Genomic DNA, 14,224 nt, shown 5'->3' with positions numbered 1-14,224 from the left:
GGCGGCCTCGGCCACAGTGGCGCCATGGCGATCCTCGTTCAGGACCTCAACCAGTGGAAGGGCGCGGCCGTCGTCGACGCGACCGACCAGAAGATCGGCACGCTGGCGTCGGTGTACGTCGACGCGGCCACCGACGAGTGGCTCTTCGCCGCCGTGGAGACCGGGCTGCCCGGCTTCAAGAAGGTGGTCGTGGTGCCGCTGGACCAGGCGGCCGTGGGCCGGCACGACGTGCGGGTGGCCGTCACGAAGGAGGTCGTCAAGGCCGCGCCGGAGTTCGGCACGGACGAGGAGCTGGGCCCGGACGACGAGCCGCGCATCTACGCGCACTACGGCCTGGCGTACACCCCCGCGGACACGCCCAGCGGGCGCCGGCTGGCGCGCCGCTGAGGACCCCGCCGCCCCGGCGGTGCACCCCCCGCGCCCCCCGCGCGCTCGGCGCGGGGGGCGCGCGCGTCAGGCGCGGGCGCGCTGGGTCGCGTCGCTGACCTCGCCGACGAGCTCCTCGATGACGTCCTCGAGGAAGACCACGCCGGTGACCCGCCCGCCCGCGTCGACGACGCGGGCCAGGTGCGCGCCGGTGCGGCGCATGGACGCCAGGGCGTCCTCGACCTCCTCGGCGTCGCCCAGGGTGCCGAGCTGGCGGATGCGCTTCTCCGGCACCGGCTCGGTGTAGCGCTCGTCGTCGGCGTAGAGCAGGTCCTTCAGGTGCAGGTACCCGTGCAGGTCGCCGGAGGCGTCCAGGACGGGGAAGCGGCTGAAGCCGGTGCGCGCCACCAGCGCCTCGACGTCGGCGGGCGTGGCGCCCACGGTGACGGTGCGCAGGTCCGCCAGCGGCACGGCGATCTCCCCGACGCTGCGGTCGGAGAACTCCAGCGCCCCGGAGACGAGCCCGTGCTCGTCCTCCAGGGTGCCCTCGCGCCGGCTCTCGGCGACGATCGACTGCACCTCCTCGACCGTAAAGGCGCTGGCGACCTCGTCCTTGGGCTCGACCCCGGCCAGGCGCAGCAGCGCGTTGGTCACGGCGTTGAGCGCGTGGATGAGCGGGCCGGTGGCCCGCCCGATCGCCACCAGCGGCGGCGCGAGCAGCAGCACCGCGCGGTCGGGGCCGGCGATGCTGAGGTTCTTCGGGATCATCTCGCCGACCACGACGTGCAGGTACACCACGACGGTCAGGGCGATGACGACCGCGACCGGGTGCACCAGGCCGTGCGGCAGGTGCACCGCCTCGAAGAGCGGTTCGAGCAGGTGCGCCAGCGCCGGCTCGGCGACCGCGCCCAGGCCCAGCGAGCACAGCGTGACCCCGAGCTGGCAGGCCGCCAGCATCGCGGAGACGTGCTCCATGGCGTGCAGCGCCGAGCGGGCGCGCGCGCTGGTGGCCGCGAGCGGCTCGATCTGGCTGCGCCGCGCGGACAGGACGGCGAACTCGGCGCCGACGAAGAAGGCGTTGCCGACCAGCAGCAGCACGCCGACCAGCAGGGAGGCCCCGGTGCTCACCGGACCTCCCCGCTGCCCGCGGACGCGGCGTGGGCACCGGCGCGGGCACCGGCGCGCGCTCCGGGACCCGCCGGGGCGCCCCCGGGCACCGGCGCGCCCACCGCGGCGGGCGGGCGCAGCCGCAGCCGCAGCCGGTCCACCCGGCGGCCCTCCATGCGCGCCACGCGCAGGACGGCGCCGTCCACGGCGACCTCGTCGCCGACGACGGGGATGCGGGTCAGCCGGGCCATCACGAAGCCCCCCAGGGTCTCGTACTCGGGCGCCTCGGGGACCTCCACGCCGGTGCGGTCCTGCACCTCGTCGGGGCGGGCCAGGCCCGGCACCGTCCACGAGCCGTCGCGGTGCTGGCGCAGGCCCGCGCGGTCGCGGTCGCGGTCGTGCTCGTCGGAGACGTCGCCGACGATCTCCTCGACGAGGTCCTCGAGGGTGACCACCCCGGCGGTGCCGCCGTACTCGTCGACGACGAGGGCGAACTGCAGGCCCTTCTGCCGCAGCTGCAGCAGCAGCGGTTCCAGCCGCAGGGAGTCCGGCACGCGGCGCACGTCCTGCATGAGGGCCGCGGCCGGCACCTCGTGGCGGCGCTCGACGGGCACGGCCACCGCGGCCTTGACGTGCACGACGCCGCGCACGTCGTCGTCGTCGTCGCCGGTGACGGGGAAGCGCGAGTGCCCGGTGGAGCGGGCCAGCGCCACCACGTCGGCGGCGCTCTCCTCCAGGCGCACGGCCTCCATGCGCACGCGCGGGGTCATCACGTCGGCGGCGGTCTGGTCGCCGAAGACGAGGGTGCGGCTGAGCAGGTTCGCGGTGCCCGGGTCGAGGGTGCCCATGTCGGCGGAGCGGCGCACCAGCGAGGCCAGCTCGCGCGCCGAGCGGGCGCCGGAGAGCTCCTCCTGCGGCTCCACGCCCACGGCCCGCAGCACGCGGTTCGCGCTGCCGTTGAGGACGGCGATGAGCGGGCCGGCCAGCCAGGTGAAGCCGCGCTGCAGCGGGGCGGCGACGCCGGCGGTGCGCAGCGGCAGGCTCAGGGCCAGGTTCTTGGGCACCAGCTCGCCCAGGACCATCGAGAAGACGGTGGCGACGACGACGCTGGCGACGGTGGAGACCGTGGAGGCCACCGGCTCGGACAGGCCCGCACCGCTCAGCGGCACGTCCAGCAGCGCCGCCAGCGAGGGCTCCATGAGGTAGCCGAGCAGCAGGGTGGTCAGCGTGATGCCGACCTGCGCGCCGGAGAGCTGGGTGGACAGGGTCGTCAGCGCCGGCAGGACCCCGGCGGCGCGGCGGTCGCCCTCCTCGGCGGCCTTCTCGACCGCGAAGCGGTCCAGCGTGACGAAGGAGAACTCGGCGGCGACGAAGACGGCGGTGCCCAGGGTGAGCAGGACCCCGACGAGCAGCAGGAGCCACTCCGTCAGCACGAGGGCCCCTCGGGGGAGGCCGGGACGCGGTGGTGGGGTGGGCCGCTGCGCGGCCCGGCGGGTGAGTCCATGACCCCTGGATCCTACGAGCAGCGGGCCCCCGCCGCGCCCCGCGCGGGCGGGCGCGGCGGGGGTCCGCCCGCTCAGCGCCGGCCGAGGTCCGACTTGCGCAGCGTGGCGTGCACGCCGACGGTGCGGTCCACGACCTGCGAGACGTGGAAGTCGCCGGCGGCGCTGAGGTAGGCGTAGGCGACCGGGCCCGGCAGGCCGAGGTCCTCGGTGAGGAAGGACATGGCGTTGCGCACCGCCGTGCGCATCGCCTCGTCGAGGTCGGTGCCGTTGCCGCCGCCCTCGGGCCCGTCCGGGTCCGACAGGCCCACCGGGATCCAGTGCTCGGGCGTCTCGGCGAAGGGGTAGTCGGCCGTCAGGCGCGGCGCGCCCTCGCCGGGGCGCACCACCGACAGGCGCACCGTGGCGCGCAGCGAGCCCTCCATGGCCGTCAGCGCCACCTCGCCGTGGCCCTGCGCCATGTGCGGGTCGCCGACGAAGAACATCGCCCCGGGCACCTGCACCGGCAGGTACAGGGTGGAGCCGACGACGAGGTCCTTGACGTCCATGTTGCCGCCGGCGACGGTCGGCGGGACGGAGTCCACCAGGGCGGAGGTATCGCGCGCGACGCCCATGAGGCCCAGGAACGGCGCCAGCGGGAAGCGCGGGGCGCGCTCGCCGGGCATGACGCCGACCAGGCCGGCGCGCGAGGGCGCCACGGAGGTGAAGACGCTGACGTTGCCGCCGGGGTTGAAGTACTGCGCCAGCGCCGGGTCGCCGCGCCAGGCCTCGGGCAGCTCCCCGGGCAGCGCGCCCCTGCCGTGCCGGTTGGAGATCACCCCGTAGGGCACGCGCAGCTCCAGGTCGAGCACCTCCACCTTCAGCACGTCGCCCGGCTCGGCGCCGGCGACGGCCACGGGGCGGCTGACCACGTGCGGGCCGGGACCGTCGTGGGGCACCCCGGCGGCGATCTCCACCGCGTCGCGCAGCACGTCGCGCTCGGGCACGCCGAAGGAGGTGAAGTAGCCCAGCGGGTCCTTGCCCTGGTCCTCCAGGATCCCCTCGTGCGAGACGGTGTCGAGGACGACGACGTCGCCGGGGTGCACCACCGCCACCGGCTCGGTGTCGCGGTTGGGCAGGCGGCCCCACAGGACGTCCCCCGGCCCGGCGGGCACGTAGGTGCCGCGGCGGCGCCGGCCGGTGCCGCGCTGCAGGGTGCGCACCGGCGCGGCGGGGGCGGCCGCGGCGGCGGGGGTCAGGGCGGTGGTGGCGGCGGCGCCGGCGGACAGGCCGGCCGCCGCGCGCAGGACGGAGCGGCGGGGGTGGGGGGTGCTCATGGGCGGCACTGCACCAGCCCGGCGTTTCGGCTGCGTCACCGCCGCGTTGCGCCGTGGTGACGGGGCGGCGGCGGGGGTCGGATCGGGTGGAGGGCTCGTGCACGCGCGCGCCGACCGGTCCGGCGCCCGCCGCGGCGGCCTACCCTCGCTGCCATGAGCACGGGCACCTCCCCCGGCGGCGCCGGCGCCGCCCCCACCCGCACGGCGGTCGTCGTCGAGGACGAGCCGACCATCGCCGACGCCGTCGCCCGGCGCCTGCGCGCGGAGGGGTACGCGGTGCAGACGGCCGGCGACGGCCCCGGCGGGGTGGAGCTGTGCGAGCGCGTGGACCCCGACGTGGTCGTGCTCGACGTGATGCTGCCCGGCTTCGACGGGCTGGAGGTGTGCCGGCGGGTGCAGGCCTCTCGGCCGGTGCCGGTCCTCATGCTCACCGCCCGCGACGACGAGACCGACAAGCTGGTCGGCCTGGGCGTGGGCGCGGACGACTACATGACCAAGCCGTTCTCCATGCGCGAGCTCGTCGCGCGGGTCAACGCGCTGGTGCGCCGCGTGGAGCGGGCCCGGCAGCTGGTGGGCACCCCCGCGGCCGCCGGCACCCTCACCTTCGCCGTCGCCGGCGGCGAGCTCGTCGTCGACCGCGACCAGCGGCGCGTGCGCCGCTCGGGCACCGAGGTGCACCTGACGCCCACCGAGTTCGACCTGCTCGTGTGCCTGGCCGGCTCCCCGCGCACGGTGCTCACCCGCGAGAAGCTGCTCGAGGAGGTGTGGGACTGGGCCGACGCCTCGGGCACCCGCACGGTCGACAGCCACGTCAAGGCCCTGCGCCGCAAGCTGGGCGCGGACCTCGTGCGCACCGTGCACGGCGTCGGCTACGCGTTCGAGCCCGGCGAGCCGGGAGGCGCGGAGGAGCGGGCGTGAGCGGCGAGCGCGGCGCCGGGCCCGCCCCCGCCGGGCCGGGCGGGGCGGGCGGGGCGGCGGGGCCGGCCTCCACGGGCCTGACCGGCCCGATCCCGCTGACCGGCGCGGCCCGCGACGCGCGGGCGCGCGCCCGCGCCAGCGTGCGCCCGGACGGCGGGCTGCCCGCCACGCGCCGCCCCTGGCCGGACGTGCGCCCGCTGGACCCGGTGCACTCGCTGAAGACGAAGCTGGCGCTGCTGGTGGCCGCGTCCGTGACGGTGGCCTCGCTGCTGGTGTGGGCCGGGCTGCGGCTGGACGCGCTGCGCATCGGCCCGCGCTACACGCTGCCGCTGGCCATCGTCGTCACGCTGGTGTTCACCCAGCTCCTGGCGCGCGGGATGACCTCGCCGCTGCGGGAGATGACGGCCGCGGCGCGCGCGATGGCCACCGGCGACTACTCGCGGCGGGTCCGCTCGACGAGCAGCGACGAGGTGGGCGAGCTGGCCGACGCCTTCAACAGGATGGCGCAGGACCTCGAGGCGGTGGACCGCGAGCGCCGCGAGCTGGTGGCCAACGTCAGCCACGAGCTGCGCACGCCCGTCTCGGCGCTGCACGCGGTGATGGAGAACCTCGTCGACGGGGTCACCGAGCCCGACCGCGAGACGCTGGGCACGGCGCTGGCGCAGACCGAGCGGCTGGGCCGGCTGGTCGAGCAGCTGCTGGACCTCTCCCGCCTGGACGCCGGGGCGGTCTCGCTGGACCGCGAGGAGCTGGCGCTGGAGCCGTTCCTGGAGCAGGCGGCGCGCGCGATGTCGATGACGGGGCGCGACGTGCGCTACGCGGTGGCGGTGGACCCGCCGGGGCTGAGCGTGGAGGTGGACTCCGCGCGCCTGCACCAGGTGGTGGCCAACCTGCTGGACAACGCCTCGCGGCACTCCCCGCCGGGCGGGACGGTGCGCGTCTCGGCGCACGCGGCCGGGCCGGTGGTGCGCATCAGCGTGCAGGACGAGGGGCCGGGCATCGCCGACGCCGACCGCGAGCGGGTCTTCGAGCGCTTCCAGCGCGGCAGCGCGCGCACCGACGGCGGCACCGGCCTGGGCCTGGCCATCGCCCGCTGGGCGGTGCAGCTGCACGGCGGCACGATCCGGGTGGGCCCGACGCCGCCGGGCGGCGGCTGCCGCATCGACGTGCACCTGCCGCGCGAGGCGCCGGCGGCCCGTTGAGGCCCGGCCCCGCCGGCGCCCAGGCCGGGTGTCGCGCACGTCACGCACGTGACGCACGGTGAGGCTGCGGCGGCACCCGGTGGTGCCTCGGGGCGTTGGTGCGAGGGATAGGCTGGAGGGGCGCCCGCGTAGCCCGACCCGAGGAAGAAGGCGACAACGCCGTGCCTCAGCAGCCCTCGCCCCACGAGGACAAGCTCTCCACGTTCGGCCCGAACGAGTGGCTCGTCGACGAGCTGTACGAGCAGTACTTGAAGGACAAGCACTCGGTCGACGAGGCCTGGTGGGACTTCTTCGCCGACTACACCCCCGCGGAGAACCCCGCGGGCTCGACCACCAGCACCGCCACCGCCGGCGGCGCGAGCACCACGAGCACCACGAGCGGCACGAGCAGCACCGCGGGCGCCGGCACCGCCGCCGGGTCCGCCAACGGCACCACCCACCACGCCGCGCCGGCCGCGCGGCCCGCGCCGCAGGTCGCCCCGCGCGGCGCCGCCGGCGCGAACGGCACCCACCGCGCGGACGCCGGCGCGGCGGCGCCCGCCCGCCCGGCCGCGCCCGCCCGCCCGGCGGCCCCGGCGCCGGTGAGCACCGCCGGCGGCCCGGCGCAGGCGCCCGCGGGCAGCCCGGCGCAGGCACCCGGGGCCGGCACCGCGGCGGCGTCGACCACCTCGGCGGCCACCGCCGTCACGGCCACCACCGCCCCGCCCGCGCCGACGGCGGCGCGCCCGGCCGGCGTCGCGCCCGCCCCCGAGCGCGCGCCGTTCCCCGAGCGCGACACCGTCGAGAAGCTGCGCGGCCCGGCCGCGCGCGTCGTGGTGAACATGGAGGAGTCGCTCGAGGTCCCCACGGCCACGAGCGTGCGGGCGGTGCCGGCGAAGCTGCTGGTGGACAACCGCATCGTCATCAACAACCACCTCAAGCGCGCCCGCGGCGGCAAGGTCTCCTTCACGCACCTCATCGGCTACGCCGTCGTCGAGGCGCTGGGCCTGATGCCGTCGATGAACGCGGCGTACGCGCTGGACGACGCCGGCAAGCCCGCCGTCCTGCACCCGGCGCACGTCAACCTCGGCATCGCCATCGACCTGCCCAAGCCGGACGGCACCCGCCAGCTGATGGTGCCGGCCGTCAAGGAGTGCGAGACCAAGGACTTCGCGGAGTTCTGGGCCGCCTACGAGGACGTGGTGCGCCGCGCGCGCGGCGGCAAGCTCACCGCCGCCGACTTCGCCGGCACGACGATCAGCCTGACCAACCCCGGCACGATCGGCACCGTGCACTCGGTGCCGCGGCTGGTCAAGGGCCAGGGCGCGATCATCGGCGTGGGCGCCATGGAGTACCCGGCGGAGTACCAGGGCGCCAGCGAGGAGACGCTGACCCGCCTGGCCGTCAGCAAGGTCATCACGCTGACCTCCACCTACGACCACCGCATCATCCAGGGCGCCGGCTCGGGCGAGTTCCTGCGGGTCGTGCACGGCAAGCTGCTGGGCGAGGACGGGTTCTACGACCGCGTCTTCCAGGCGCTGCACATCCCCTACCAGCCGATCCGCTGGACCGCGGACATCTCCGTCTCGCACGACGACCAGATCAACAAGACCGCGCGCGTGGTCGAGCTGGTCCACGCCTACCGCGTGCGCGGGCACCTCATGGCCGACACCGACCCGCTGGAGTACCGCCAGCGCGTCCACCCGGACCTGGAGATCGAGTCGCACGGCCTGACGCTGTGGGACCTCGACCGCGAGTTCCCCACCGGCGGCTTCGGCGGCAAGGCGCACATGAAGCTGCGCGACGTCCTCGGCGTGCTGCGCGACTCGTACTGCCGCACCGTGGGCATCGAGTACATGCACATCCAGGACCCCGAGCAGCGCCGCTGGATCCAGGACCGCGTCGAGCGGCCCTACGCCAAGCCCAGCGCCGCCGAGCAGCTGCGGGTCCTGCGCCGGCTGAACGCCGCCGAGGCGTTCGAGACGTTCCTGCAGACGAAGTACGTCGGGCAGAAGCGCTTCTCGCTGGAGGGCGGGGAGTCCGTCATCGCGCTGCTGGACGCGCTGCTCTCGCGCGCGGCCACCGAGGGCCTGGACGAGGTGTGCCTGGGCATGGCGCACCGCGGGCGCCTGAACGTGCTGACCAACATCGCCGGCAAGAGCTACAGCCAGGTCTTCCGCGAGTTCGAGGGCGTGCAGGACCCGCGCACCGTGCAGGGCTCGGGCGACGTGAAGTACCACCTGGGCACCGAGGGCACCTTCACCGGCGAGGACGGTGAGTGCACGAAGGTGTACGTGGCCGCCAACCCCTCGCACCTGGAGGCCGTGGACCCGGTGCTCGAGGGCGTGGCGCGCGCCAAGCAGGACCGCCTGAACAAGGCCGGCGCCTCGTTCCCGGTGCTGCCGGTGCTGCTGCACGGCGACGCCGCCTTCGCCGGGCAGGGCGTGGTCGCCGAGACGCTGAACCTGTCGCAGCTGCGCGGCTACCGCACCGGCGGCACCGTGCACGTGGTCATCAACAACCAGGTCGGCTTCACCACCGCGCCGGCCTCGGCGCGCTCGTCGGTGTACGCCACCGACGTCGGCCGCATGATCCAGGCGCCGATCTTCCACGTGAACGGCGACGACCCCGAGGCGTGCGTGCGCGTGGCGCAGCTGGCGTTCGAGTTCCGCCAGGCGTTCGACAAGGACGTCATCATCGACATGGTCTGCTACCGCCGCCGCGGCCACAACGAGGGCGACGACCCGTCGATGACGCAGCCGCTGATGTACAACCTCATCGAGAAGAAGCGCAGCGTGCGCAAGCAGTACACCGAGCAGCTCATCGGCCGCGGCGACATCACCGTCGAGGACGCCGAGGAGGCGCTGCGCGACTACTCCGCCCAGCTGGAGCGGGCCTTCGCCGAGACGCGCGAGTCCTCCGAGGGCGACGGCGGCGACGGGCGCGGCGGCCTGGAGCGCCCCCGCGCCCAGGAGGCCGACGACCGCGCGCCGGTGACCACGCGGGCCACCGCGGTGGACGCGCAGGTGCTGCGGCACATCGGCACGGTGCAGGCGAACCCGCCGGAGGGCTTCACCGTGCACCCCAAGCTGCGCCAGCTGCTGGACAAGCGCGAGCAGATGTCGCGCGAGGGCGGCGTGGACTGGGGCTGGGGCGAGCTGCTGGCCTTCGGCTCGCTGCTGCTGGAGGGCACACCGGTGCGCCTGGCCGGGCAGGACTCGCGCCGCGGCACGTTCGTCTCGCGCCACGCGGTGCTCACCGACCGCGTCACCGGCGAGGAGTGGACGCCGCTGCTGTACCTGGGCCAGGACCAGGCGAAGTTCTGGATCTACGACTCGCTGCTGAGCGAGTACGCGGCCATGGGCTTCGAGTACGGCTACTCGGTGGAGCGCCCCGACGCCCTGGTGCTGTGGGAGGCGCAGTTCGGCGACTTCTTCAACGGCGCGCAGACCGTCATCGACGAGTTCATCGCCGCCGGCGAGCAGAAGTGGGGCCAGCGCTCCTCGGTGGTGCTGCTGCTGCCGCACGGCTACGAGGGCCAGGGCCCGGACCACTCCTCCGGGCGCATCGAGCGCTTCCTGCAGATGTGCGCCGAGGACAACATGACGGTCGCGGTGCCCTCCACGCCGGCGAGCTACTTCCACCTGCTGCGGCGCCAGGCGTACGCGCGCCCGCGCCGCCCGCTGATCGTCTTCACCCCCAAGTCGATGCTGCGCCTGAAGGCGGCGCAGTCGGCGCTGGAGGACTTCACCTCCGGCACGTTCCGGGAGGTCGTCGGCGACGAGGGCGGCCTGGACCCGCAGCAGGTCGACCGCGTCCTGCTGTGCAGCGGCAAGGTCTACTGGGACCTCGTCGCCGAGCGGGCCAGGCGCGGCGACCGCCGCACCGCCGTCGTGCGCGTCGAGCAGCTGGCTTCGCTGCCGGTGGACGCGCTGATGGAGGTCGCCGACGCCCACCCCGACGCCGAGCTGGTGTGGGTGCAGGAGGAGCCGGCCAACCAGGGCGGCTGGCAGCACGTGGCGATGAACCTCTTCACCCGCGTGGGCACCCGCCTGCGCCGCGTCTCGCGCCCCGCCTCGGCCTCCCCGGCGGCCGGCTCGGTCAAGCGCCACCAGGCCGAGCAGCAGCAGCTGGTCGCGGAGGCCTTCGACCGCTGAGGCGCACCCCCACCGGCACCGCGCGGCCCCCGCAGCCCTCCCGGGCGGCGGGGGCCGCGCCGTACGCTGCCGGGGAGCGGAGGAGGTACCACGTGGCGGTGACGACACCCGGGAGCGGGCACCCGGTCTCCTGGGACGAGCACGACGCGATGCCGGAGGACACCCGTGTGGAGCACGTCGACGGGCACCTGCTCGTGGGCCCGAGCCCGACGCGGACGCACCAGCGCATCGCGGCCGGCCTGCCCCGGTACTGGGTCGTCGACCCGCGCGAGCGCACGCCGACCACGCACGTCCTCGACGACGGCGCGTTCCGCGCCACGCACGTGCTGCGCCCCGGCGACGGCACGGTCGAGCTGGACCTCGGCGTGGCGCTGGCGCCGCTGGACGTCGCGGCGCTGCTGGGCCCGTAGGCGCACTACCCTGGCTCGCGCACTCCCCCGACCGACGACAGGAGCACCACCCCCGTGCGCGAGGACCAGCTGTGAACGGCCGCTACGACGTGCGGGTGTGCCTGGTGGGCGACGAGTTCGTGACCGGCGTGGGCGACCCGCGCGCCCTGGGCTGGGTCGGGCGCGTCTCGGCGCGCACCCCCCGCGACGACCGCGACATCACGCTGTACCCGCTGGGCGTCCCCGACGAGACGACCACCGACCTCAACGCCCGCTGGCGCGACGAGACCGCCCGCCGCTTCGCCGGCGGCGACGAGCACCGCCTCGTGGTGGGCCTGGGCCACGCCGACCTCGACGCCGGCACCACGCTGGCGCGCAGCCGGCTGAACCTGGCCAACGTCCTCGACGAGTGCGAGGCGCGCGGCCTGCCCGCCCTGGTGGTCGGCCCCACCCCGGTGGCCGACGAGGAGCGCAACGAGCGCATCGGCGACCTCGCCGACGCCTTCGCCGACGTGTGCACCCGGCGCCGGGTGTTCTACGTGGACACCTTCACCCCGCTGGCCGACCACGAGGACTGGTACGCCGACCTCGCCGCCGGCGACGGCGTGCACCCGGGCCAGGCCGGCTACGGGCTGCTGGCGTGGCTGGTGCTGCACAGCGGCTGGTACGACTGGCTGGGCGTGCAGCAGCCCTGAGCGGCGGCGCGCGGCGCCGCGCGGCGCGTCACGTCGCCCGGCGCCAGTAGCGCTCGGGGGCGTCGAGGAAGAAGCGCCAGTGGTGCACCAGCTCCAGTTCCTCCCAGGCCACCGGGGCGATGCCGGAGCCGTCGAGCTGGAGCAGGTGCGCGCCGGGCAGCGAGGTGAGCACCGGCGAGTGCGTCGCGCACAGCACCTGCCGGCCCTCGCCGGCCAGCCGGGCCAGCTCCGCGCCCAGCAGCAGCTGGTTCTCGAGCGACAGCGCCGACTCCGGCTCGTCGAGCAGCAGCACCCGGGCCTCGCGCACCCACCTGCTGCCCAGCAGCACCTCCACGAACCCCTCGCCGTGGCTGAGGCGGTGCAGGGCGTGCGGGCGCGGCGGCCCGGCGCCCTCGTGCGCCGCCTCCTCCAGGTAGGTGTAGAAGCGGTGCGCGGTCTCGGCGCGCAGGAAGAACACCGGCCCGCGGCGCCCGGGCGAGCGCACCGCGCGCAGCCGCTCGGCCAGGCCGGAGCGGTCGCCCCCGCGGCCGCGGTCGGCGCCGGCCAGGTGCGCGCTGGAGCCGCCCTCGGCGTGCACGCCCAGCACCTCGACGACGGCCTCGACGATCGTGGACTTGCCGGAGCCGTTGGCGCCGACGAGGAAGGTCACCCCCGCGGGCAGGTCCAGGCCCTCGGTGAGCAGGTGCGTCACCGCCGGTACCGAGTCCGGCCACGCGGAGGGGTCGAACGCGGCGTCCGGGTGACGCTCCACGCGGCGGACGGTTCGCGGATCGGCCGGCACGGTCCAAGATTGCCGGATGCCGCCGAACGACGAGGTCCAGGACCGGGCCCACCAGGACGAACCCCCCGCGCTGCTGCTGGGCCCGCTGCTGCGCTACGTGGACGCCGGCAGCGCCACCGTGTGGGTGGAGGCGCGCCGGCCCGCGACGGTGCGCGTGGAGGTGGACCTGCCCGGCGGGGGCACCGCGAGCGGCAGCACCCCGACGCTGACCCTGCACGGGCACCACTACGCCCTCGCGGTCGTGGAGGGGCTGCCCGCCGGGCAGCGCCTGCCCTACCGGGTGCTGCTCGACGAGGAGGTGGCCTGGCCGCCGCCGGCGGCGTCGTGGCGCTGGCCGGCCAGCGAGGTGCGCACCCCCGCCCCCGGCGCCGACCTGCGCCTGGCGTTCGGCTCGTGCCGGCGCGCCGGCGACGACGGGCCGGAGTCGGTGCGGCTGGTGGGCGTGGACGCCCTCAGCGCCCTGGCGCACCGCATGCTCGCCGAGCACGCCGTGGAGGAGCGCTGGCCGGACCTGCTGCTCTTCGTCGGCGACCAGGTCTACGCCGACGACCCCACCCCGGCCCTGAAGGAGCGGCTGCGCGAGCGGCACCGCACCGGCCGGGACGCCGAGCAGGAGGTGCGCGAGGAGATCGGCGACTTCGAGGAGTACACCTGGCTCTACCACGAGACGTGGGGGCCGGAGGCGGTGCGCTGGCTGCTCTCGACCGTGCCGACCTGCATGCTGCTGGACGACCACGACCTGCGCGACGACTGGAACACCTCGCAGGCCTGGCGCGAGGAGGTCTCCCGCCGGCCCTGGTGGCGCGAGCGCGTCGCCGGCGCCTTCGCCAGCTACTGGGTCCACCAGCACCTGGGCAACCTCTCCCCCGCCGAGCTGGCCGGGGACGAGCTGCTGGCCCGGCTGCGCGCCGAGCCCGACGACGCCGAGCGCGACCGCCTGCTGGACGCCTTCGCGCTGCGCGCCGACGGGGACCCCTCCACCGCCCGCTGGAGCTTCGCGCGCGACGTGGGCCCGGCGCGGCTGGTGGCGGTGGACTCGCGCTGCGCGCGGCGCCTGCAGCCGGGCCGGCGGCGCATCGCCGACGAGGCGGAGTGGCGCTGGGTGCGCGAGCAGGTGCTCGGCGCCGGCGACGGCCTGGACGGGCCGGCCCGGCACGTGCTGCTGGCCACGACGCTGCCGGCGTTCCTGCTGCACGGCATCCACCACGCCGAGGGCTTCGACGAGGCCGTCGCCGACGGGGTCTGGGGCCCGCGGGCGGCGCGGTGGGCCGAGGCGCTGCGCCAGGCGGCCGACCTGGAGCACTGGGCGGCCTTCCGCGCCTCCTTCGACGCCCTGGTGCGCCTGCTGGCCGACGCCGTCACCGGGCCGCGCCCGCCGGCGAGCGTGCTGCTGCTCTCCGGCGACGTGCACTGCAGCTACACCGCGCGGGTGCGCCTGCCCGGCGCCGGGGCGGGCGCGCCGGCGGTGCACCAGCTGGTGATGTCGCCCTTCCGCAACCCGCTCTCGCGCGGGGTGCGCGTGGCCAACCGGCTGCTGGACGCGCGCCCGGTGCGGGCCCTGGCGGGGGCCCTGGCGCGCGCGGCGGGGGTGCGCGACCCGGAGGTGAGCTGGGAGGTGGAGAACGGGCCGTGGTTCGCCAACGGGGTGATGACGGTGGTGCTCGGCGGCGACGGCGGCGCGGCCGTCGAGGTGGACCACGCGGTGCTCGACGGCGGCCGCCAGCGCCTGCGGCGCACGCTCAGCGACCGGCTGAGCGCGCCGCGGCGCGAGCGTGTGACATCTGCGTAACGACACCCGGGGCGGGCGGCCAC

The 14,224-nt window shown here is 76.0% G+C and carries 11 protein-coding genes; 7 read left to right on the top strand and 4 right to left on the bottom strand.

What is annotated here, in order from left to right; genetic code table 11:
- Positions 1–24 precede the first annotated feature (24 nt).
- Positions 25–387 (top strand): PRC-barrel domain-containing protein, encoded by a 363-nt coding sequence (locus tag ACRYMN_RS00290; protein ID WP_432490835.1) that lies wholly within the window; start codon positions 25–27, stop codon positions 385–387.
- 66 nt (positions 388–453) lie between these two features.
- Here the strand turns inward: ACRYMN_RS00290 and ACRYMN_RS00285 are convergent, their stop codons facing one another.
- The 3 genes from ACRYMN_RS00285 to ACRYMN_RS00275 all read right to left on the bottom strand — a co-directional run bounded on the left by ACRYMN_RS00285 (position 454) and on the right by ACRYMN_RS00275 (position 4,291).
- On the bottom strand, positions 454–1,494 hold the full coding sequence (locus tag ACRYMN_RS00285) for a hemolysin family protein (RefSeq protein ID WP_432490834.1): 1,041 nt from the start codon (positions 1,492–1,494) through the stop codon (positions 454–456).
- The gene (locus ACRYMN_RS00280; protein WP_432490914.1) at positions 1,491–2,903 is read right to left on the bottom strand and encodes a hemolysin family protein; all 1,413 of its coding nucleotides are present in this window, start codon (positions 2,901–2,903) and stop codon (positions 1,491–1,493) included. The genes ACRYMN_RS00285 and ACRYMN_RS00280 overlap by 4 nt, the downstream gene beginning before the upstream one ends.
- A 146-nt stretch (positions 2,904–3,049) precedes the next feature.
- A complete protein-coding gene (locus ACRYMN_RS00275) occupies positions 3,050–4,291 on the bottom strand; it encodes an acetamidase/formamidase family protein (RefSeq protein ID WP_432490833.1) in 1,242 nt (413 codons plus the stop codon).
- 153 nt (positions 4,292–4,444) lie between these two features.
- Here ACRYMN_RS00275 and ACRYMN_RS00270 point away from each other — a divergent pair, with 153 nt between their 5' ends.
- From ACRYMN_RS00270 to ACRYMN_RS00250, 5 genes are all read left to right on the top strand, one after another.
- Entirely contained in the window at positions 4,445–5,209 is a 765-nt protein-coding gene (locus ACRYMN_RS00270) for a response regulator transcription factor (protein WP_432490832.1), read from the top strand.
- A 95-nt stretch (positions 5,210–5,304) separates the two neighbouring features.
- A complete protein-coding gene (locus tag ACRYMN_RS00265) occupies positions 5,305–6,411 on the top strand; it encodes a sensor histidine kinase (RefSeq protein WP_432490912.1) in 1,107 nt (368 codons plus the stop codon).
- A 161-nt stretch (positions 6,412–6,572) separates the two neighbouring features.
- Positions 6,573–10,547, top strand: a complete 3,975-nt coding sequence (locus tag ACRYMN_RS00260) for a multifunctional oxoglutarate decarboxylase/oxoglutarate dehydrogenase thiamine pyrophosphate-binding subunit/dihydrolipoyllysine-residue succinyltransferase subunit (RefSeq protein ID WP_432490831.1) — start codon at positions 6,573–6,575, stop codon at positions 10,545–10,547.
- A 98-nt stretch (positions 10,548–10,645) separates the two neighbouring features.
- The gene (locus ACRYMN_RS00255; RefSeq protein WP_432490830.1) at positions 10,646–10,957 is read left to right on the top strand and encodes a hypothetical protein; all 312 of its coding nucleotides are present in this window, start codon (positions 10,646–10,648) and stop codon (positions 10,955–10,957) included.
- Positions 10,958–11,028: 71 nt separating this feature from the next.
- On the top strand, positions 11,029–11,631 hold the full coding sequence (locus ACRYMN_RS00250; RefSeq protein WP_432490829.1) for a GDSL-type esterase/lipase family protein: 603 nt from the start codon (positions 11,029–11,031) through the stop codon (positions 11,629–11,631).
- A gap of 28 nt (positions 11,632–11,659) precedes the next feature.
- Here the strand turns inward: ACRYMN_RS00250 and ACRYMN_RS00245 are convergent, their stop codons facing one another.
- Positions 11,660–12,382, bottom strand: a complete 723-nt coding sequence (locus ACRYMN_RS00245) for an AAA family ATPase (RefSeq protein WP_432490828.1) — start codon at positions 12,380–12,382, stop codon at positions 11,660–11,662.
- Positions 12,383–12,428: 46 nt separating this feature from the next.
- Here ACRYMN_RS00245 and ACRYMN_RS00240 point away from each other — a divergent pair, with 46 nt between their 5' ends.
- Positions 12,429–14,201 (top strand): DUF7800 domain-containing protein, encoded by a 1,773-nt coding sequence (locus ACRYMN_RS00240; RefSeq protein WP_432490827.1) that lies wholly within the window; start codon positions 12,429–12,431, stop codon positions 14,199–14,201.
- The last annotated feature ends 23 nt before the right edge of the window (positions 14,202–14,224 follow it).

Source organism: Kineococcus gypseus (assembly GCF_050871305.1).
GTDB classification, from domain to species: domain Bacteria; phylum Actinomycetota; class Actinomycetes; order Actinomycetales; family Kineococcaceae; genus Kineococcus; species Kineococcus gypseus.
The sequence above is the reverse complement of the archived record's forward strand: the minus strand, read 5'-3'. Positions and strand labels throughout refer to the sequence as shown.

Coding starts and splice junctions, on each gene's coding strand:
- ACRYMN_RS00290 (WP_432490835.1), top strand. CDS start 25: ATGGCGATCCTCGTTCAGGACCTCAACCAGTGGAAGGGCGCGGCCGTC.
- ACRYMN_RS00275 (WP_432490833.1), bottom strand. CDS start 4,291: ATGAGCACCCCCCACCCCCGCCGCTCCGTCCTGCGCGCGGCGGCCGGC.
- ACRYMN_RS00270 (WP_432490832.1), top strand. CDS start 4,445: ATGAGCACGGGCACCTCCCCCGGCGGCGCCGGCGCCGCCCCCACCCGC.
- ACRYMN_RS00240 (WP_432490827.1), top strand. CDS start 12,429: ATGCCGCCGAACGACGAGGTCCAGGACCGGGCCCACCAGGACGAACCC.